This window comes from Lentzea terrae (assembly GCF_003265345.1).
GTDB classification, from domain to species: domain Bacteria; phylum Actinomycetota; class Actinomycetes; order Mycobacteriales; family Pseudonocardiaceae; genus Lentzea; species Lentzea terrae.
On sequence record NZ_QFWW01000029.1, the window covers coordinates 230131 to 248712 of the forward strand.

Annotated in this window: 19 protein-coding genes; 11 read left to right on the forward strand and 8 right to left on the reverse strand. The window is 70.2% G+C overall.

Annotated features, from left to right (window positions below; all coding sequences use genetic code 11):
* Window positions 1–17: 17 nt before the first annotated feature.
* Window positions 18–530: a hypothetical protein gene (locus DI276_RS35705; RefSeq protein WP_112271856.1), complete on the reverse strand. Its 513-nt coding sequence runs from the start codon at window positions 528–530 to the stop codon at window positions 18–20.
* A gap of 160 nt (window positions 531–690) precedes the next feature.
* Here DI276_RS35705 and DI276_RS35710 point away from each other — a divergent pair, with 160 nt between their 5' ends.
* A complete protein-coding gene (locus DI276_RS35710; protein ID WP_198681110.1) occupies window positions 691–1950 on the forward strand; it encodes a vanadium-dependent haloperoxidase in 1260 nt (419 codons plus the stop codon).
* Window positions 1951–2215: 265 nt separating this feature from the next.
* Window positions 2216–3058: a hypothetical protein gene (locus tag DI276_RS35715; protein WP_112271860.1), complete on the forward strand. Its 843-nt coding sequence runs from the start codon at window positions 2216–2218 to the stop codon at window positions 3056–3058.
* A 117-nt stretch (window positions 3059–3175) separates the two neighbouring features.
* Here DI276_RS35715 and DI276_RS35720 read toward each other — a convergent pair whose 3' ends face one another.
* From DI276_RS35720 to DI276_RS35750, 7 genes are all read right to left on the reverse strand, one after another.
* A complete protein-coding gene (locus DI276_RS35720; protein ID WP_157985139.1) occupies window positions 3176–3622 on the reverse strand; it encodes an HAAS signaling domain-containing protein in 447 nt (148 codons plus the stop codon).
* Complete coding sequence (locus tag DI276_RS35725; RefSeq protein ID WP_232837145.1) at window positions 3619–3957, reverse strand: PadR family transcriptional regulator; 339 nt, start codon at window positions 3955–3957, stop codon at window positions 3619–3621. Before DI276_RS35725 ends, DI276_RS35720 begins: the two co-directional genes overlap by 4 nt.
* 44 nt (window positions 3958–4001) lie before the next feature.
* Window positions 4002–7163, reverse strand: coding sequence for an NB-ARC domain-containing protein (locus DI276_RS35730; RefSeq protein WP_112271866.1), 3162 nt, complete (start codon window positions 7161–7163; stop codon window positions 4002–4004).
* Window positions 7164–7286: 123 nt separating this feature from the next.
* Window positions 7287–8699 (reverse strand): methyltransferase, encoded by a 1413-nt coding sequence (locus tag DI276_RS35735; protein ID WP_232837146.1) that lies wholly within the window; start codon window positions 8697–8699, stop codon window positions 7287–7289.
* Window positions 8696–9643, reverse strand: coding sequence for an NADP-dependent oxidoreductase (locus DI276_RS35740; RefSeq protein WP_112271868.1), 948 nt, complete (start codon window positions 9641–9643; stop codon window positions 8696–8698). The genes DI276_RS35735 and DI276_RS35740 overlap by 4 nt, the downstream gene beginning before the upstream one ends.
* Before the next feature lie 31 nt (window positions 9644–9674).
* Window positions 9675–10004 (reverse strand): antibiotic biosynthesis monooxygenase family protein, encoded by a 330-nt coding sequence (locus DI276_RS35745; RefSeq protein ID WP_112271870.1) that lies wholly within the window; start codon window positions 10002–10004, stop codon window positions 9675–9677.
* Between the two features lies 1 nt (window position 10005).
* Window positions 10006–11604, reverse strand: coding sequence for an FAD-dependent monooxygenase (locus DI276_RS35750; RefSeq protein ID WP_112271872.1), 1599 nt, complete (start codon window positions 11602–11604; stop codon window positions 10006–10008).
* Between the two features lie 202 nt (window positions 11605–11806).
* Here DI276_RS35750 and DI276_RS35755 point away from each other — a divergent pair, with 202 nt between their 5' ends.
* The 9 genes from DI276_RS35755 to DI276_RS35790 are packed head-to-tail and all read left to right on the forward strand — an operon-like array spanning window position 11807 to window position 18577.
* The gene (locus DI276_RS35755; protein ID WP_112272422.1) at window positions 11807–12052 is read left to right on the forward strand and encodes an acyl carrier protein; all 246 of its coding nucleotides are present in this window, start codon (window positions 11807–11809) and stop codon (window positions 12050–12052) included.
* 15 nt (window positions 12053–12067) lie between these two features.
* On the forward strand, window positions 12068–13132 hold the full coding sequence (locus DI276_RS35760) for a methyltransferase (protein WP_157985140.1): 1065 nt from the start codon (window positions 12068–12070) through the stop codon (window positions 13130–13132).
* A 10-nt stretch (window positions 13133–13142) separates the two neighbouring features.
* Window positions 13143–13388: an acyl carrier protein gene (locus DI276_RS51515; RefSeq protein WP_198681112.1), complete on the forward strand. Its 246-nt coding sequence runs from the start codon at window positions 13143–13145 to the stop codon at window positions 13386–13388.
* Window positions 13385–13840 (forward strand): SRPBCC family protein, encoded by a 456-nt coding sequence (locus DI276_RS35765; protein WP_198681113.1) that lies wholly within the window; start codon window positions 13385–13387, stop codon window positions 13838–13840. The genes DI276_RS51515 and DI276_RS35765 overlap by 4 nt, the downstream gene beginning before the upstream one ends.
* Before the next feature lie 9 nt (window positions 13841–13849).
* Entirely contained in the window at window positions 13850–15337 is a 1488-nt protein-coding gene (locus DI276_RS35770) for an AMP-binding protein (RefSeq protein WP_112271885.1), read from the forward strand.
* Window positions 15338–15346: 9 nt separating this feature from the next.
* Window positions 15347–15688, forward strand: coding sequence for a TcmI family type II polyketide cyclase (locus tag DI276_RS35775; RefSeq protein ID WP_112271887.1), 342 nt, complete (start codon window positions 15347–15349; stop codon window positions 15686–15688).
* Window positions 15685–16101 (forward strand): cupin domain-containing protein, encoded by a 417-nt coding sequence (locus tag DI276_RS35780; RefSeq protein WP_112271889.1) that lies wholly within the window; start codon window positions 15685–15687, stop codon window positions 16099–16101. The genes DI276_RS35775 and DI276_RS35780 overlap by 4 nt, the downstream gene beginning before the upstream one ends.
* Window positions 16098–17366, forward strand: coding sequence for a beta-ketoacyl-[acyl-carrier-protein] synthase family protein (locus DI276_RS35785; RefSeq protein WP_198681114.1), 1269 nt, complete (start codon window positions 16098–16100; stop codon window positions 17364–17366). Before DI276_RS35780 ends, DI276_RS35785 begins: the two co-directional genes overlap by 4 nt.
* Entirely contained in the window at window positions 17363–18577 is a 1215-nt protein-coding gene (locus DI276_RS35790) for a ketosynthase chain-length factor (RefSeq protein ID WP_112271893.1), read from the forward strand. The genes DI276_RS35785 and DI276_RS35790 overlap by 4 nt, the downstream gene beginning before the upstream one ends.
* Window positions 18578–18582 lie beyond the last annotated feature (5 nt).

The window sequence follows — 18582 nt, forward strand, 5'->3', positions numbered from 1 at the left end:
CCTGTCAGTGACCACTGTCAGTGGCCGCCGGCCACCTTCACCACGATCACGATCCCACCGATCAGCAGGTTCACGACTCCGCTGAGGATCGACATCAGCACGCTCGCCTGCATCCGCCGGCCCGCCGCGTAACCCCAGATGAACATCGTCGCGGTGTCCACGGCGACCGACCCGTACAGCGCGGCGGTGAGCGAGAAGGCGCCGAACGCGGAGAAGAGGATCAGCACCAGCGGTCCCACGGCCGCCGTCATCAGCGGGCTGGTGACGGCCAGCATGTGCCGCAGCTCCACGCCGTTCATCCGGCGCCCGTAGGCGAACCGGTGGCCCTGGATCTCGGCCGCGATCGTCGCGAGCCACAGGCCGAGCGAGGCGCCGAGCACGGACAGCGCCGCCGGCAGGTGGGTACTCGACCCGGACAACGCCAGCCCGAGCGTGACCGCGATGACCGCCAGCTCGGCGTAGATGCGTTCCTTGAGACGTTCCGCGATCCGCGCCACGTTCTGGTCGGTGGTGCCGTCCGACTCGATCACGGTTCGCCGCCTTCGAAGTTGTGCCGTCGCAGCAGACACTACGCCGAAAGCGAATCCATTGTGGAGTGTGGTTCGCAACAGTCCTGCCGCCGTTCGTACCACCCCGGCCACCCGCAAGCGGCCGTCGCGGGGCAACCGGAAGCGCGCCACCATGGACCTCGTGAAGTTGGTCGTGCTGGCGCTGGTCCTCGGACTGACCGGAGCCGGCCTGAGCACAGCTGCCGACGCCGAGCCGCGGCCGGACGGCGTGCGGGTGTGGAACGAGCTCGCGCTGGCCGCGGTGCGCGCCACCCGCGCCAGTGACGCCGACGCGGCCCGCACGTACGCGATCCTCAACGTGGCGATCTACGACGCCGTCAACGGACTATCCGGCCCGGCGCGCACCCACGCACTGATACCCGGTCCCGGGCCACGCAACGCCGATCCCAGCGCCGCGACGGTCGCGGCCGCGCACGCCGTCCTCGTCCGGCTCGATCCCGACCGCACCACCACCTATGACACGCAGCTGGGCGCCGACCTGGCCGCCCTGCCTCCCGGCCGGCACCGCGACGCCGGCGTGCGCTGGGGACGTGAGGTCGGCCAGCGCGTCGTGGCCGCCCGCACCGACGACGGCTCAACCCCGGTGCAAACCCAGCCCGCCGGCACCGGACCCGGCGTGTTCCGCGCCGAGTGGTCCGGCGTGCAGTACCGCAACGTCCGCCCGTTCGCCGCCGCCAGCCCCGTCGCGGGTCCGCCGCCCGCCTTGACCGGCCTGGACTACGCCGCAGCCTTCGCCGAGGTCGCACTGCTCGGCGACGCCGCGATCCCCGCCCCCGACAAGCTCGCCACCTTCCAGTTCTGGTCCGTGCCAACCGGAACCGGCCAGCCGGCCGGCGAATGGGTCAAGATCGCGCTCACCGTGTCCCGCGATCTGCCGTTGCCCGCTTCAGCACGCCTGATGGCGTTGCTGACGATGACACTGGCCGACACGACGATTCCCACTGTCGCGACCAAGTTCACGCACCGCCACTGGCGTCCGGCCACCGCGATCCGGGAGGCGGACGCCGACGGAAACCCGCTGACACAGCCGAATCCGACCTGGGCTCCACGCGCCGGCAGCATCGGTGGCACCCCGGAGCACCCGTCCGGACACAGCTCCTACAGCGGGGCGGCGGCCGCCGTGCTGGCAGGTTTCTTCTGTGCGGACAACACCTCCTTCACGCACACCACGGACACCGCACCGAACGGCCAGGCACGCACCTACCCGAGCTTCTCGGCCGCCGCTGCCGAGGCCGGCCGGTCGCGCGTGTTCGGCGGGCAGCACTTCGAGTTCAGCAACCAGGCCGGCCTGGCCATCGGCCGCGACGTGGCAACCGAAGTGCTCGCCACCCGGCTGTTGAAGCGAACCGGCCCGACCCACCACGGCGACTGTCCACTGTAGACTCACTGCGGCGGACGCTTGCGCACCCCGCACACCACCGCGGTCACCAGCAGCAAGACCACCTCGACCACCCGAGCGGACAACAACGACGTCTCCACCACGATCCGCATTGATCTTCCCTTCACCCGAACCCGCGTGAAGACACGATGACGCGGGCGAACCCGGCCCGTCACCCTCCTGTTCAGGAGGTCCTGGCCGGGAGGGTTGAGGGTCGTTGCCGGTGCCCCTCGTGTGTGCTCAAATGAGGTGATCCGCAGGGGGTGCCGTGTACTTCAACGACGAAGTCGACTGGCCGGAAGTGTTCCGGGGCCACATCTCCAGTCCCGGTCTCGCCGATCCGCGCAATCCGCGCCGATGCGTGTACGAGTCGACGATGGTGTTCCTCGAAGCCGGCGTCAAGGAGATCGACGACCAGCTGACCGGCCGCAACCAGCGCAGCCGCGACGAGCTCGCCGGCGCCCGGCTGACCCGCGACATCGTGCTGCGCCGCGCCGCCGCCATCGCCGCCGAAGAGCCGAACTGCCTGCACGTCGGTGAAGGCGCGTTCCGCCACCGCTGGGAAGGCCTCGGCGGCATGGCGAACTACTTCACCTGCCTCATCAAGTACACCTGCACGGCACCGCGCTGGAGCCTCTTCCTCGACTACGGCCCCCGCCGGGCACTGGCCGAGCTGCCCAGGGTGCACAAGGGCGAGCTCGAACTCACCGATCTCATCGCCACCATCGCCACGCACGACCTGCGCATGCGCATCCGCCTGGCGAGGTACTGGCTGTTCCAGGTCTCGCTCACCATCGACGCGAAGTGGCGATCAGTTGCCACGAACGCCTACCGCGAAGTGCTCGACGCGTATTCCACGCGATGGGCGCCGGTGTACGAGGAGGGCCTGCGGCTGCTCGGCGTGCGGTTCCGGCCGGGCGTCACGCCGGAAAAGCTCAGCGCGATGGTGTCCGCGCAGACCTCCGGCTTCGCACTGCACATCGCGGGCACCGGCGACGACACGACGGAGAACCGCGACCTGTTCGTGGCGTCCGTGCAGTCGCTGATCTACGCCGCGCTCGACCCCGGTGACGGGTGCGGCATCACGGAAGCGCTGCGAAAGTCCCTCTAGCCGCCGAAGTGGAACCAGAGCGCTGGGCGCGCAGTGCCCACCCGAGCAGCGGCAAGTTGTCGACCTGCGTCAACAGCCAGCCGGCACCGAATCTGCCAAGCTCCACAGGGTGCGGAACTATCCGTGAAGCTCCGCAGTGAATTGTTTTGACACCGTATTGGACGAAATACCTTCCGCAGGCAGCGCCACTCCGGAACCGCCCTCGTTGTCCTGCGCGAAAAAGATCGCTCCCACCACCAGCGCCCCCGCCACGATGATTCCCACAATGATCACGACCAGCCGGATGTGCCGCCGACGACGTGCGTCAGGAGGTTCCACATCCTCCCGAGGGGCCAATCCGTCCTCCTCCGCGGCGGCCCTGGCGATGACCGCGGGATCACCGAGCCGTTCGAGGATGCCGCGCACCTCCGCCTCGGTCTCGGCGGGCAGATCGGCCCGGCTCGTCTCGATGTGCTCGAGGAGGTCGCGAACCAGCTCGTCCCGCCGATCCTCCGACATCCCCGCCGTGGCCCGCGACACGCGCGCGAGGTAGTCGGCGACCAGTGAGTCGTTGCGATCGGTCATGCGCACTCCGTTCCCAAGATCCGATCAACCCCGGAGCGGAAAGCCGACCACCGCGCCCGAAACTCGTTGAGCGCCAACTCCCCCTCAGGAGTCAGCCGGTAGTAACGACGTGGCGGCCCGCTCGCCGACTCGCGCCAGTCGCTGGCGATCCGCCCGGACTTGCGCAGCCGGGACAGCAACGGGTACATCGCGCCTTCGCTGGCGGTCAGCTGCAGCTCGTCGCTGATCCGGCGAACCAGCTCCGTGCTGTACATCTCCTGCCCAGCCAGCAGGGCGAGCACGCAGTACTCGAGCGTGCCGCGGAGCAACGCGGTCGTGGACGACTCCTCACTCACGTCACACAAGGTACCTTGTCACGCAAGGTACCTTCAACCCCGTGTCACCTCGGCACGCGCAGCAGGTACAGCCCCGCCTCCCCGACGGCGGCGAGCCGCTCCCCCGCCGGATCGAAGGCAACGTCCCGCAGCCGGCCGTTGACCTTGATCCAGCACACGGGCCGAAGCCCGTCGATCTCGTAGAGGCCGAGCAGACCGGAGTGCGTCACCACCGCCACGTGGTCACGACTCGCCACCAGCTTGTCGACCGAGGTCAGCAGAAAGTCTTCCGCGCTCAACTGGACGGTCGCCGTCCTCTGACCGGTGGCGAGGTCCCAGACGATGATCTCCGCCAGCTCATAGGCGTCGTCCTCGGCCAAGGACACGAGACGAGTCTCATCGGGGGTGAAGCACAGCGAGGCCCACCGAGTCGCAGCAGGTTTCTCCAGTGTGAGCACGGCTTCTCGACTGAAGACCTTGATGGCCGCGAACCAGTGGGTGACCGCCCGCAGGCCGCTGGGAGCGAACGCGACCACGGTGTGCGAGGCGTCACTGCTCAGTGGTATCCCGGCAGCCTCCGCGCGTTCGAATCGACCGGTGAGTGGAGGTGTCCCGAAGGGGTAGGAAAGTTGTTGCCGCGGCGGGTCTTCCGGGCGTTCGGGGTCGATCAGCGCCCAGCGCCTGTGCCATTCCACAGCCAACTGCCGCCCGTCCTGACTCCAGCGCACGGTGTCGAGGCCGCCCCCGCTTGGTTCCTGCTCCGTCGCGTTCTCGGGGTACCAGATCTTGACGACGGGCGCGCCGACCGTGGCCACCATCGTGCCGGACCGCACCCACCCGAGGTCGTCGTCCAGGCCCGCGTCGACACCGCAGTCGATCCTGCCGACGAGCTCCGGCGCCTGGAGCTGCGGATCAGGCGGAACCCGCCACGTCACCAGACTCGCCACGTCATGCTGGTCGGTGCGGTACGAACTGAGCGACCGGCCGTCCGGCGCCCATCCCGCGGTACGACGGACCAGCGGTTCGGCAGATGATTCCTGCCACAGCACGGTTTGGCTCCGCAGGTCGACAATGCTGAAGCTGTCGCGTGTGGCCAGTGCCAGGGAGGAACCTCCCGGCCGCCACGCAAGTCTCGCGCGCACGGCCACGAAGTCCTTGTGGTGCCACGCGGTCACGTCAGACGCCCCCGGATCACGCCACCACAGCAGTCGCCATTCGCTCGACAGGCCGGCCAGGCCGTGCTCCCCGTGCCAGTCGAGCGCGATGACGTGCTCCGCGGGAAGTTCCAGGCGAACTGGTGTACCGCCTGCGACCGGCCACAGCCCAACCGCCTCCGTTGTGGAGACCGCGAGGCTCGACGAGTCCGGAGCCCAGGCGATCGCCGCCGGAATGCCGATCGTGTAACCGTGTGCTCCGAATGCGGTTACCTCGGCGCCGGTGTCCGCGTCAAAGACCAAGACGGTGAACGGGTAGGTCCCATCGTAGTCCTCGAATCGGTCCGTCCTGCCGACAACGGCGAGGTAGGCACCGTTCGGGCTCCACCGCACCGTGTCCAACGCAGCGCCCGGTACCTCGATGAGCTTCGTTTCGCTCCAGGTGCGCGTGTCCCAGATCCGCACGGTGGCGTCGTAGGCGCCGGCAGTCGCGATCAGGTGCCCGTCCGGATGGCACGTGATCGACGAGGCCGGCCCGCGGTGTCCGGCGAGCACCCTGACCAGAGCGCTGTCGGCACGGTCGGGAAAGGGGTGCAGTGGAACCCCTTCGCCCACCACTTCCTGAACGTTGGACATCCGCGCGAGCAGCTCCGGCCGGCAGACCAGCCGACTGTGCAGAGTGAACGCCAAATCGCGCTGGTTCTGATGACCGACCAGCAGATGAGCTTCCTGCCGCACCATCGAAACCAGCGTCTCGATGGCGCCATCGGGACACGAGTACGCGGCGACATCGGCTTCGAACGCGAGCGGCCCGCCCGACCACATGCGCTCGACCTGATAGCGCAGGTCGAGCAGCAGTCGTCCGAGCTCGTCAGCGCGATCTGCCTGCACGAGGTGGTACGCGAGCTGGTCGCCGAGCGCGCAGCCACCGTCCAGCAAAGCCGCGCTGACCGCCGACATCGACCGGTTCTCGCGCAGTGCCTCGCGCGTCACGTCGTGCAGCCGGACACCCGCATCGGCTGCCGAAGCCAGGCACCGGCGCACGAACCGGTCGCACTCGATCCGCGTCTGCACGGCACTGAGCTGCCACAGCCTTTCCAGCCAGGTGAACGGGACCACCGAACCCTGCGGAAAGGCCGCGATCGACCGGAGCCGCGCGACGCCGGCCTCCCCCGCGGACTCGGCGAGGTCCGCGAGACTCAGCTCCAGCGTGGTGGCAATACCGCGGCGCAGCTCGACGTCGGAAAGCTGGTCGGCGGACGTGATCCCGTGCCGGTCCAGCTCCGCGACCACGTCGCGCACGGCCTCGGCAACGGGCAAACCGTGCTGCGTCACCAGGCTCCGCAGGGTGCCGCCGAGCATCGTGAGCGCCAGCGGCCACCGTCCGACCCGCGCCGCCAGCGGTTCGACCTGCACCGCGGCGTCGTCCGGCAACCCCGAGCTCAGGATCGCCCTGGCTTCCCCGTCCGCCAGCGCGTCGACGACCACACCGGTGCCGTCCACCAGGCCGCGGTCGCGCGTGGTCACGAGCCTGACGCACTGGTCCCCAACACCCAGGAACGGCTCCACGGCGCCACCCGCCCAGACGTCGTCGAGGACGAGGAGCACCCGACGCGTCGCGAGAACCTCACGAAATGCTTCTGCCGCAGCGGGAACGGTCGCGAAAACCCGCGGCGGCGTGCCGGCGAGCAGCGCCGTCACATCGCTGAGCAACGCCGCGACCCGCTGTTCGGACGGCTTGCGCCCCAGCTCGACCCACACCACACCGTCGGGAAAGCGCTCCCGGACCACGGGCTGGTGGCACACCCAGGTCGCCATCGACGTCTTGCCGAACCCACCGAGCCCGCACAGCACGACGGTCCGGCCACCGGCAGGCTCCAGCACCGCCGCCAGCACCTGCTCGCCGAGGTGGACGCGTTCAGCGAAGCCGGCGGGCAGCCGCGGCGCCATGAACGGAGGTGCCGCCGCGGTCCGCTCGCCCATCACGAGGTCGCCGTGAACAGCACCGATCTGCACGACGCTGTCCGCCGAACCGGAGAACTCGATGTGGACAGCTGGTTCCTCCCCCGCCATCCGCCCATTGTGGCCGACCGCCGTACACCGTGAACTCGCACCACTGACCGCCGGCCACAGCGCACCTCCTTGGCTCGGAGGGTCCTCGCGACAACTGACCTGCGAGGACCCCCTCGGCTAGCACTACGGCCTGCGCGCCACCACCAGTCGTTCCGTTGCCGTGAGCGATCGCACCGACACGTCCGAGAACCCGGCGTCGAGCAACCACGTGCGGCACTGCTCGGCGGTGTACTCGGACCCGCCGGTCCGCACCAGCTTCATGTTGAGACTCATCAGCAGACTGCGGGCCGGGCCGCGGCGGTCGTCGTCCAGCAGCTCGTCGTAGATGAGCAGCGCGCCACCGGGACGGACGGCGTCGAACGCCCGGCGCACCAGCAGCGCGCGGGTCTCCTCGTCCCAGTCGTGCAGGATGTGCCCGAAGATCAGCACGTCCGCCTCGGGCAACGCGTCGGTGCGGAAGTCACCGCCGCGGAACGTGACGCGGTCGGCGGTGCCCAGTGCGGACATGTGTTCGTCGAACAGCGGTTGCACGGCGGGCAGGTCGAAGCACTCGCCGGTCAGGTGCGGATGCCTGCGCACCAGTCGGGCCACCAGGTTCCCCCGTGCCCCGCCCAGGTCCGCGACGGTCGAGACGGCGCTCCAGTCGAACGCCTCGCCCAGCGCGGCCGTGACCGGGGCGCACACGCTGTCCATGGCCTCCATGAAGCCGCGGACCTGGTCCAGGTCGCGGTACCAGTCGCTGAACGAGTCCTGGCCCTCCTGCCGCGCACCGGTGCGCAGCAGGCCGGTCAGCCTGCTCCACGCCGGGTACAGCGAGTAGCCCATGAACTTGAGGAACCCGCCGACGTAGGCGTCCGAGTTCTCGTCGAGGTGGCGGTGCGCCGCCGGTGAGTTGCGGTAGCGGCCGTCGTCGCCGCGCTGCAGGACGCCCAGCGCCACCAGTGCGTCGAGGAAGTCCGCGGTGCCGGTGGCGTCGAGGCCGAGGGTGGCGCGCACGGTCGCGAGGTCGGCGGGTTCCTTGCCCAGCAAGGTGAACAGGCCCAGCTCCACGCCGCTGATCAGCGCGCGGGCCCGCCAGAACCCCGTGGCCAGGTCGAGCACCGACTGCAGCTGGGCGTCGTCGGGATCCTCCAGCTGGCCGGCGAGGCCCGCGTGGTCGACCAACGGCCAGACCTCGCGGATGCGGCCGTCCTCGAAGCGGTAGAACATGTGCGCGCGCTGGGCGATCGGGCGTCCGGTGGCCGGTTTGCCGCGGAACACCCCGGTGTGCCTGCCCGTGGTCGTGCCCCGGACGGCCACCACGTCCCCGTCGGCGATGATGTCGTCCAGCTCGAACCGCAGGTCGCTGAACGAGGCGTGCAGTGACCGCCAGGTCGAGCGCAGCACCTCGGGACCGCGCAGGTCGCTGTGCAACGCGTTGTGCATCACCGCGTCCGGGTGCACGATCTGCTCGGTGATGACCTGCTCGTGCCGCGCCTGGTCCACCGCCTCGGCGTACAGGCGCAGGATGATCTCCTTGTTGGCGGACGCGTTCATCGGTTCCCCTCCTCGTCGGCCGGGACGAGCACGAGCCCGCCCCGCACGCCGCCCTTGGCCAGCGTGAGATGTGCTTGGTCCACGCTCTCGAGCGGGACGGTCTTGGCCACCCGCAACGTCAGCAGCCCCTGGTCCACGAGACCGGCCAGCTCGGCCAGCTCGGCACCGTCCGCACGGGCGAGCACGAGCTCGATGCGGATGTCGCGTTCGGACGGTGGCGGCGTCGGCGGTGTCACGGCGACGAACACACCGCCGTCCCGCACCGCGCCCATCGCCGTGAACCCGACGGAAGCCGCGTCCAGCAGACCGTCCACACCGGACGGAACGATGGCACGCACGGCTGCTGCGGTGTCGGCGGAGCGCGCGACGAACTCCGCGCCCAGGCCGGTCAGGAACTTCTCGTCCTCGGCCGCGGAGATCGCGATCACGCGCAGTCCGCGGGCACGGGCCAGCTCCACGGCGAACGCACCGACACCACCCGCCGCGCCGGTGATCGCGACGGTCTGGCCGGCGCCGAGCCCGAGCAACCGCAACGCTTGCGCCGCCGTGTGCCCGTTGAGCGGCAGGGTCGCGGACGCGGCGGCGGAGGCAGAGCGCGGGGCCCGCGCGAGCACTGACGCGGGGAGCACGGCGAACTCCGCCTGGGTGCCGTTCTTGGTGTCGGGCCAGTTCGACATGCCGATCACGGCGTCGCCCCTGGCGAGACCGGTCACGCCGGGGCCGGTCTCGTCGACGACGCCGGCGACGTCGGCGCCCAGCACGTACCGCGGGCCAGCGGGTACCAACGGACCCATGTAGCCGGAACGGGCGACGAGGTCGACGGGATGCACCGCGGCGGCGGTCACCCTGACCCGCACCTGCCCCTCTCCCGCTTGCGGCATCGGCACGTCCGCCACGGAGAGCACCTCCGGATCACCGAAGGTCGTGAAAGTAACTGCTCGCATGATGATGACTCCCAGATGTGGTGGAGCGGGCTCAGGGCCTCGGGTGGACCCGGGTGACCCGGCACCCGACGACGGTGACCGAGGTGACGAGCTCGCCGACGCTGCGGAAGTGGTCCTGCGCGTCGGTCCGCCCGCGCATCGACCGGAACGCCTCTTCGTTCTCCCACTGGACGTACGTGACGACCTGCGTCCCGTCGACGCTCTCGTGCACGCTCGTGCCGACGAAGCCGGGCTGGGCGTCGAGCAGGTGCATTCCCTTGGCCAGCACCGCGCTGAGCTCCGCCTGGCGCTCCCGAGTGGTGTGGAAGATGTTGATGGTCGTGTAGTAGCCGTGCTCCGGTGCGACGGACAGCGCGGTCATGTCAGGAACTCCTCGATGCGGTGATGGTGGACAGGACCTCGGCGAACTCCGCACGGGGATCCGGTGTGCTCCCGGTGGCGCGCCACGCGACGAACCCGTCAGGCCGCACGAGCAGCGCGCCGTCCGTTCCGATCCCCGCCACCGCGCGGAACTGCGCGCTCGCCGGGTACGTGCGCAACGGCACTCCCCTGCCGCACGCGACCTGTTCGGCGGCCTCGGTCCAGCGCTCGTCGCCGAACAACAGGAAGTCCTCACCGGTGAGATCCACTGTGGACACTCGAACGCCCTCGTCGAGCCAGGCGTGCGGGACGCGCATCCCCGGCGCGCCGTCGATGACCAGCTCGTGTCCGAACGCCTCGGGGAACGGCTCGCCGGCGATCGCGGCCGAGGTGTAGCGGTAGGCGGTCGTGACGATCGTCTGCTCGCGTTCGTCCCCGCTCGCCTCGTCGCCCGGGTTGCTCCAGCGCATGTGCCGCATCCAGGCCTGCTCCACGGTTTCCACGCCGACCGGCCGGCGTTCGGCCTCGTAGGTGTCGAGCAGTGCGTCGTCCGCCCAGCCGTGCAGCACGGCGCCGATCTTCCACGCCAGGTTGCCGGCGTCCTGCACCCCGACGTTCGCGCCGAAACCGCCGGTGGGCGGCATCACGTGGCACGCGTCGCCGACGAGGAACACGCGGCCCGCTCGGTAGGTGTCGGCCACCCCGTGCCCGATCCACCAGCCCATCGTCGTCTGGACGTCGACCACGAGGTCCTTGATGCCGGTGGCCGCACGGACGTAACCGACGCACTCCTCCTCGGAGATGCGCTCCGGGTCCAGCCTGCGCGGATCACCGAAGATGCCGTAGATCCAGCGGTCGTCGTCGAGTTTGAACAGCATGCCCGGCGCGTACCTGTTGTTCAGGTAGAGAATCATGAACCGGCGGCCCGCGAGCGGTGTGTCGAGATCGGCCTTGAACAGCACGTTCAACACGTAGCCGAGGGTGCCGTGGCCGCGGCGCTCGATGCCGAGCTCCTTGCGCACCAGGCCGTGCGCGCCGTCCGCGCCGATCAGGTAGTCGGCGCGGACCGTGGTCTCCTCGCCGGTGGCCCGGTCGCGCAGCACCGCGGTGACGCCGTCCGCGTCCTGCTGGAACGAGACGAAGTCCGTCCCGAACCGGATGCGCGCACCACGCCTGCGCGCCTCGGCGAGCATGATCGGTTCGATCTTGTCCTGGCCGCACCACACGGCCTCGGTCGGGCTGATGTCGGCGAAGTCGTTCTCCCCCTCCGCCATCACGAGCGCGTCGTCGTTGACGATGTCGGCGAGCGCGCCCGCCCGCAGGATCGCCCTGGGCAGGTGCCGCGGCGGCAGATCCGGGTCGCACCAGTGCTTGCCGAGCACGAACCGGTCGGCGACGCCGAAGACGTCCTCCTCGATGCCGAGCGTGCGGAAGAGCTCCATCGTGCGAGGGCTGACGTGCGTGGACCGCAACAGCTGCGACACGCTGGTGTTGCGGTCCACGACGAGACAGTCGACGCCCTGCTGCCGCAGGAACAGCGCGGCGGCGAGGCCGGACATGCCGCCCCCGACGACGAGAACTCCGATTCTCAGTGCTGCCATGGTGAATTCCCATCCGGTGCTGGAGAACAACGGCCGAGGCGAGGGGCCGGCGACTTCCGCACACACTGTGGCCGCAGGCTCTGAAGAGTCGCTGAGGGCTTCGTCAAGGCCTGTTCGCCACCTGCTGTTTCACCACGGGATCAGCGTTTCTTCAGTGCGCCGCCGCAGGCTTGCCGGGGCGAGGAGGTGGCACGTGGAGGAAATGACGCTGCAGCGACTGATCGACCTGACCAGGACCCACGCGGGTGAGCACGAGGAGGGCGCGCTGGACGGCGACGTCATCGACGTCCTGTTCGGCAACCTCGGCTACGACTCGGTGGCGCTGCTCGAGGTCATGAGCCAGATCAGGCACCAGTACGGGATCGACCTCGCCGACGACACCGTCGGCACGGCGAGAACACCTCGCCAGGTACTCGAGAAGGTCAACCAGGTCATCCGGGCCAAATAGGAAGAAGTGGTGAAAGTGACCGAACTGCAAGAAAAACCCGCTGCCGCGGAGAAGGCAGCGGACCGGTTCCTGCCGAACGACCTGTACGGCCTGCAACTCGTGCTGCTCGCCTCGGGCGGCCGGCTGTTCCAGATCGTGCACGCGCTGGCCGAGCTGAAGATCGCCGACCTGCTCAGCGACGGTCCACTCGGCATCGACGAGCTCGCCGACCGGGCGGGAGCGCACGAGCTCGCTCTCAAGCGCCTGCTGCGGTGCTCGGCGATGCTCGGCATCTTCACCGAGGGCCCGGCGGGGGTGTTCGCCATGACGCCGGTGGCGAACGCGTTGCGCAGTGACAACGCGCACGGTGTGCTGCCGTTGATCCGCTACAACCACATGGCGCTCACCGCGCAGCCGTTCGACAACATCCTGCACAGCGTGCGGACCGGTGACCCGGCGTTCGCCGAGACGTTCGGCGTCGACTTCAACACCTACCTGCAGCAGCACCCGGAGGCCGACCGGTTCTGCGACGAGTTCCAGTCGTACTGGGCCCGGCAGTTCGCGGAGGAGGAGCTCGACCAGTGGGACCTCGGCCGCTACGCGAGCATCGCCGACCTCGGCGGCGGTGACGGCTACTTCCTCGCGCAGGCGCTGCGGCGCTACCCCACCATGACCGCGCACCTGCTGGACCTGCCGTGGATGGCGGACAAGGCACACGCGGTGCTGACCAGCCACGGCGTCGCCGACCGCGTGCGCGTCGAGGGTGGCGATCTCACCACCGACCCGGTGCCGGCCGGGTACGCGGCCTACCTGGTGAAGTCGGTGTTCATGCGGTTCTCCGACGAGCAGGCGAAAGCCGCGCTGACGAGCATCCGCACCGCCATCGGGGACACCGGCGCGAAGCTGCTGATCGTCGACTCGGTGCTCAAGACCGGCAACGAGTGGGACCACGCCAAGCTGCTCGACATCGACATGCTCGTGTTGCACGGCGGCCGCAAGCGCAGGCTCGACGACTGGCAGGAGTTGTTCTCCGCCACCGGTTTCCGGCTCGTCAACGAACCGGTCTACCACTGGGACCTGCTCGAGTGCGAGCCGGTGTGAGGACGCCACGATGACGACGCTCGCCAGAAGTGACCTCGACACGATCCTCGTCCGCAACATCGGGCTCGACCCCGGCGTGCTCGCGGGCTCCACCGCCACCCTCACCGACCTCGGCGTCGACTCGATCGGCGTGATCGAGCTGGAGAAGGTGCTGCACGACGAGTTCGGCGTCGCGCTGCCGGAAGAGGCACCGGCCATGTCCGTGACGCAGATCCTCACCCGACTCAACGACTCCGAGAGGAGCGACCTGCGATGACCGCGGCCACCGACAACTCCGTCTACATCGACGCACCGCGAGACGTGGTGTGGCGGCTGACCAACAACGTGCGCACCTGGCCGGACCTCTTCACCGAGTACGAGAGCGTCGAGGTCCTGCACGAGGAGAACGACACGGTCCGATTCCGGCTCACGATGAAACCCGACCCGGACGGCTCGGTGTGGAGCTGGGTCAGCGAACGCACCAGCGCGAAGGACACCTGGTCGGTCGCCGCGCACCGGGTCGAGACCGGGCCGTTCGTCTACATGCGCATCTTCTGGGACTACCTGGAGGAGAACGGCGGCACGCGGATGCGGTGGCGGCAGGAGTTCGAGGCCAAGCCGGAGGCACCGTTCGACAACGCGTCGATCACCCGGCGCATCAACGACAACACGAAGATCCAGATGGCCGTGATCAAGCAGAAGGTCGAGCTGGCCGCGAGCGGCGCCTGAGGAGCGGGGATGACACACCGAACACTCGACGGGTGGTTCCGCCGGTCCGCCGAGGACCACCCGGATGCCATCGCCCTCCAGGTCGACGGACGGACGTTCACCTACGCCGAGCTGGACCGGGTGGTGAACCACCTCGGGGAGATGATCCTGCACCAGCACGGGAAGGCGCCAGAACGCGTCGGCCTGCTCGCCGGTCGCTCGCTGCTGGCCTACGCGGGTTACCTGGCGGCGCAACGGCTTTCGGCCACGGTGGTGCCGCTGGGGGTGACGTTCCCGGTGAGCCGCACCGCGTGGACCGTGCGGGCGGCGGGCGTCGACCTGGTGCTGGCGGGCGAACAGCCGGAGGCCGAGCTGGGTGCCCCGGTCTGCGCCGTGCCGGAGGCGTTGCTCACCGAGCCCGGCGCCGGTGAACGTCCACTCCGGACGGAGCCGGCGGGCCGTCCCGCCTACCTGCTCTTCACCTCCGGGTCGACGGGCCGGCCGAAGGGGGTGCCGATCGGCGACCGGCAGATCTCGGCCTACCTCTCGCACGTGATCGGCCGGTACGAGCTGGGGCCCGGCGCGCGGGTGTCGCAGACGTTCGACCTCACCTTCGACCTGTCGGTGTTCGACCTGTTCGCGACGTGGGGTTCCGGCGCGACGCTCGTGGTGCCGTCCAGGACGGATCTGCTGGCACCGGCGGGATTCGTGGCGCGCGAGCAGATCACCCACTGGTTCTCGGTCCCGTCGGTGATCTCGGTCGCCGCGCGGATCGGCAGGCTGCCGGCCGGCTCGATGCCGTCGCTGCGGTGGAGCCTGTTCTGCGGTGAGCAGCTGACCGCGCAGCAGGCACGGGCGTGGCGCGCGGCGGCACCGGGCAGCGTCGTCGAGAACCTCTACGGCCCGACCGAGCTCACGCTGAGCTGCACGCACTTCCGGTTGCCCGCCGCGGAGTCCGCGTGGCCGGTCACCTCCAACGGGACGGTGCCCATCGGGCATCCGCATCCCGGCACCGAGATCCGGGTGGTCGACGGTGAGCTGTGCGTCCGCGGACCGCAACGGTTCGACGGCTACCTCGACGAGGCCGACAACGCCGGCCGCTTCCGCACCGAGGACGGCGCACCGTGGACGGGTTCCGGCACGCCGGGTCCCGAGCTCTGGTACCGCACCGGTGACCTGGTGCGGTACGAGGACGGCGCGCTGGTGCACCTCGGCCGCACCGACCACCAGGTCAAGGTGCAGGGCTACCGGGTGGAGCTCGGCGAGGTCGAGGCCGCGTTGCGGGACCAGCCGGGGGTGAGCGAGGCGATCGTGGTCGCCGTGGCGGAACCGACCGGCGCCACCGTCCTGCACGCCGTGTACACCGGTACCGCCGAGTCGGACGTCCTCCCCGGCGTGCTGCGGACCTTGCTGCCGCCGCACGCGGTGCCGCGCACGGTCGTGCACTGGAGCGAACTTCCGCTCAACACCAACGGGAAGGTCGATCGCGCCGCGATCAGTTCCCGGTTCTGCAACTGAGGGGGGATCATGCACCACGTCGTCTTCGTGGACCGGATGGATCCGGGCCACGCCACCGACGTCGCCCGCGTCTGGGCCGAGCACGACCGCACCGGACTGCCCGCGCGCATCGGTGTCACCGGCCGGAAGCTGTTCCACTTCAACGGTTTGTACCTGCACCTCGTCGAGTCGGACGCGCATCAGGGCGACGACCTCGCCGGCCGCATCCTCGCGGCGGGCCGCGACCCGGACTACGTCGAGGTGCGCGACCACCTCGCGGGGTTGCTGCGCCCCTACTCGCCGGACACCTCAGGTCTGCTGAGCACGCGGGCGACCGAGTTCTACCACTGGACCGCCGGGGGTGGCCGATGAGCAGGGTGACGAAGGTGTCGATGGCCGACGCGCCGGTGAGCACGCGGCTCGGCGGCACGATCCGGCCGATGCTCACGCCGAACTCGGTCGGGGCCTGCGCGGGCTTCCTCGGCACGATGTCGTTGCGGCAGGGCGAGTTCGTGGCGGCGCACTACCACCCGTACTCCGACGAGTTCCTGTTCGTGGCGGAGGGAACCGTGGTGGTGACGGTGAACGGCGAGGAACACCGCCTCGACCGCGCGGACGCGATCATGGTGCCGCGCGGCCACGCGCACCGGGTGGAGAACCAGGGGCCCGAGCCGGCGCTGGTGGTGTTCCAGATCGCGCCGCTCGCGCCCAGTCCGGAGGTCGGGCACGTCGAGGTCGAGCCGGCACCGCACCCGGACGCCGCGCCGCCGTCGGTGGGTGGTTGACCGTGCGGCGCGCCGTGATCACAGGACTGGGCGTGGTGGCGCCGGGCGGCGTCGGCGCGAAGCCGTTCTGGAACCAGATCATCTCCGGAATCGGGGCGACCAGGGCGGTGTCGTCCTTCGACGCCACCAGGTTCCGCTCGCGCATCGCGGGCGAGGTGGACTTCGACCCTCTCACCGCGAGACTCTCGGCCCAGGAAGCCGGACTGGACCGCATCGCGCAGTTCGCGCTCGTGGCGCTGCGGGAAGCGCTGGCGGACAGCGGAATCGAAGCGACGGCCGGTGATCCCGCGCGGTTCGGCGTCAGCATCGGCTCGGCGGTCGGCTGCACGACGGGTCTGGAGAGCGAGTACGCGAAGGTCAGCTCCAGCGGGCGGGACTGGCTCGTCGACCACACCCTCGCCGACGACGCCCTGTACGACTACTTCGTCCCCTCCTCCCTGGCGCGGGAGGTGGCCTGGGCGGCCGGCGCGGAGGGTCCGACGACGGTGATCTCGACCGGCTGCACCTCCGGCCTGGACGCCGTCGGCTACGCGGTGGACCTCATCCGCGACGGCTCGGCGGACGTGATGATCACCGGTGCCTCCGACGCGCCGCTGTCGCCGATCACCTTCGCCTGCTTCGACGCGCTGCGCGCCACCTCGCCGGACAACGACGACCCCGGCGGGGCGTGCCGTCCGTTCGACCTCACCCGCAACGGTTTCGCGCTCGGCGAGGGCGCGGCGGTGTTCGTGGTGGAGGAGCTCGAGCGCGCCCGCGGGCGTGGCGCCCACATCTATGCCGAGATCGCCGGGTTCGCCACCCGGTGCAACGCCTACCACATGACCGGCCTCCGCTCGGACGGCCTGGAGATGGCCGAGGCGATCACGGCGGCGATGAGCCAGGCAGGCGTGGAGAAATCCGGTTTCGACTACATCAACGCGCACGGTTCCGGCACGCGGCAGAACGACCTGCACGAGACCGCCGCGTTCAAGGAGGCGCTCGGCGCCGCGGCCTACGACGTGCCGATCAGCTCGATCAAGTCGATGATCGGCCACTCGCTCGGCTCGGTCGGGTCGATCGAGATCGCCGCCTGCGCGCTGGCGATCGAGCACGGCGTGGTGCCGCCGACCGCGAACCTCTACGAGGCCGATCCGGAGTGCGACCTCGACTACGTGCCGTTGATCGCGCGGGAGCACCGGGTGGACGTGGCGCTGAGCGTGGGCAGCGGTTTCGGCGGGTTCCAGAGCGCGGCGGTGCTGCGCCGGGCGGGGAGTGTGCGCTCATGACCGGGCAACCGCGGGTCGTCGTCACCGGCGCCGGTGTGATCACGCCGAACGGCCGTGACGCCGACGAGTTCTGGGCCGCGGTGGTGGCCGGCCGGTCCGGTCTCGCCACGATCAGCAGGTTCGACCCGTCCGGCTACCCGGCGACGGTCGGCGGGGAGATCGCGGACTTCCGCGCCGCCGACCACGTGCCCGGCCGGCTGGTGCCGCAGACCGACCGGACGACGCAGTTCGCGATCGCGGCGGCCGACGCGGCGCTCCGGCAAGCCAAGGTCGACCTGTCCGCACTGGATCCGCTCGACCTCGGGGTGATCACCGCGAACGCCTGTGGTGGCTTCGAGTTCGGCCAGCACGAGCTGCAGAAGCTCTGGGCGGAGGGACCGCACCGGGTGAGCGCCTACCAGTCCTTCGCCTGGTTCTACGCGGTCAACACCGGCCAGCTCTCCATCCTGCACGGCATGAAGGGCCACTCCTCGGTGGTCGTCTCCGAACAGGCCGGCGGGCTCGACGCGCTCGGTGCGGCCCGCAGGCAGGTGCGCCGCGGCACGTTGCGGCTCGCGCTCGCCGGTGGGGCCGACGCACCGCTCAGCCCGTGGGGGCTGACGGCCCAGCTGCCCAACGGGATGCTGAGCACCTGTCCCGATCCGGCCCGCGCGTATCTGCCGTTCTCCGCGCACGCCAGCGGTTACGTGCCGGGTGAGGGCGGGGCGCTGCTCGTGCTGGAGGAGATCGAGGCCGCCGACGGCAGGGCGCTCGGCGAGATCGCGGGGTACGCGGCCACGTTCGACCCGCCCGCGCGCACCGGCCGGGAGCCCGCGCTGCGGCGGGCGATCGAGACCGCGCTCGCCGACGCCGGCCTCGGTCCGTCCGATGTGGACGCCGTCGTGGCGGACGCGAGCGGCGTGCCCGCGCGGGACGTGGAGGAGGCCGCCGCGCTCGCCGCGGTGTTCGGCGCGCACGGGGTGCCGGTCACCGCACCGAAGGCGGGAACCGGGCGGCTGTACTCGGGTTCCGGGCCGGTCGACGTGTTCTGCGCGCTGAAGATGATCTCCGACGAGATCGTGCCACCGTCCGCGGGCGTGCGCGACGTGCTGCCCGCACACCGCGTCGACCTCGTCATGGGCGAGGCCAGGCGCGTACCGATCGCCACAGTGCTGGTGCTCGCGCGAGGCCACGGCGGGTTCAACGCCGCGCTGGTCGTGCGGGCCGTTTGAGAGCG

What these genes read in the sequence shown, in the direction of transcription:
- DI276_RS35720 (WP_157985139.1), bottom strand. Translation starts at nt 3,622, where the DNA reads ATGACCGATCGCAACGACTCACTGGTCGCCGACTACCTCGCGCGCGTG.
- DI276_RS35730 (WP_112271866.1), bottom strand. Translation starts at nt 7,163, where the DNA reads ATGGCGGGGGAGGAACCAGCTGTCCACATCGAGTTCTCCGGTTCGGCG.
- DI276_RS35735 (WP_232837146.1), bottom strand. Translation starts at nt 8,699, where the DNA reads ATGAACGCGTCCGCCAACAAGGAGATCATCCTGCGCCTGTACGCCGAG.
- DI276_RS35740 (WP_112271868.1), bottom strand. Translation starts at nt 9,643, where the DNA reads ATGCGAGCAGTTACTTTCACGACCTTCGGTGATCCGGAGGTGCTCTCC.
- DI276_RS35745 (WP_112271870.1), bottom strand. Translation starts at nt 10,004, where the DNA reads ATGACCGCGCTGTCCGTCGCACCGGAGCACGGCTACTACACGACCATC.
- DI276_RS35750 (WP_112271872.1), bottom strand. Translation starts at nt 11,604, where the DNA reads ATGGCAGCACTGAGAATCGGAGTTCTCGTCGTCGGGGGCGGCATGTCC.
- DI276_RS35755 (WP_112272422.1), top strand. Translation starts at nt 11,807, where the DNA reads ATGACGCTGCAGCGACTGATCGACCTGACCAGGACCCACGCGGGTGAG.
- DI276_RS51515 (WP_198681112.1), top strand. Translation starts at nt 13,143, where the DNA reads ATGACGACGCTCGCCAGAAGTGACCTCGACACGATCCTCGTCCGCAAC.
- DI276_RS35765 (WP_198681113.1), top strand. Translation starts at nt 13,385, where the DNA reads ATGACCGCGGCCACCGACAACTCCGTCTACATCGACGCACCGCGAGAC.
- DI276_RS35770 (WP_112271885.1), top strand. Translation starts at nt 13,850, where the DNA reads ATGACACACCGAACACTCGACGGGTGGTTCCGCCGGTCCGCCGAGGAC.
- DI276_RS35775 (WP_112271887.1), top strand. Translation starts at nt 15,347, where the DNA reads ATGCACCACGTCGTCTTCGTGGACCGGATGGATCCGGGCCACGCCACC.
- DI276_RS35780 (WP_112271889.1), top strand. Translation starts at nt 15,685, where the DNA reads ATGAGCAGGGTGACGAAGGTGTCGATGGCCGACGCGCCGGTGAGCACG.
- DI276_RS35790 (WP_112271893.1), top strand. Translation starts at nt 17,363, where the DNA reads ATGACCGGGCAACCGCGGGTCGTCGTCACCGGCGCCGGTGTGATCACG.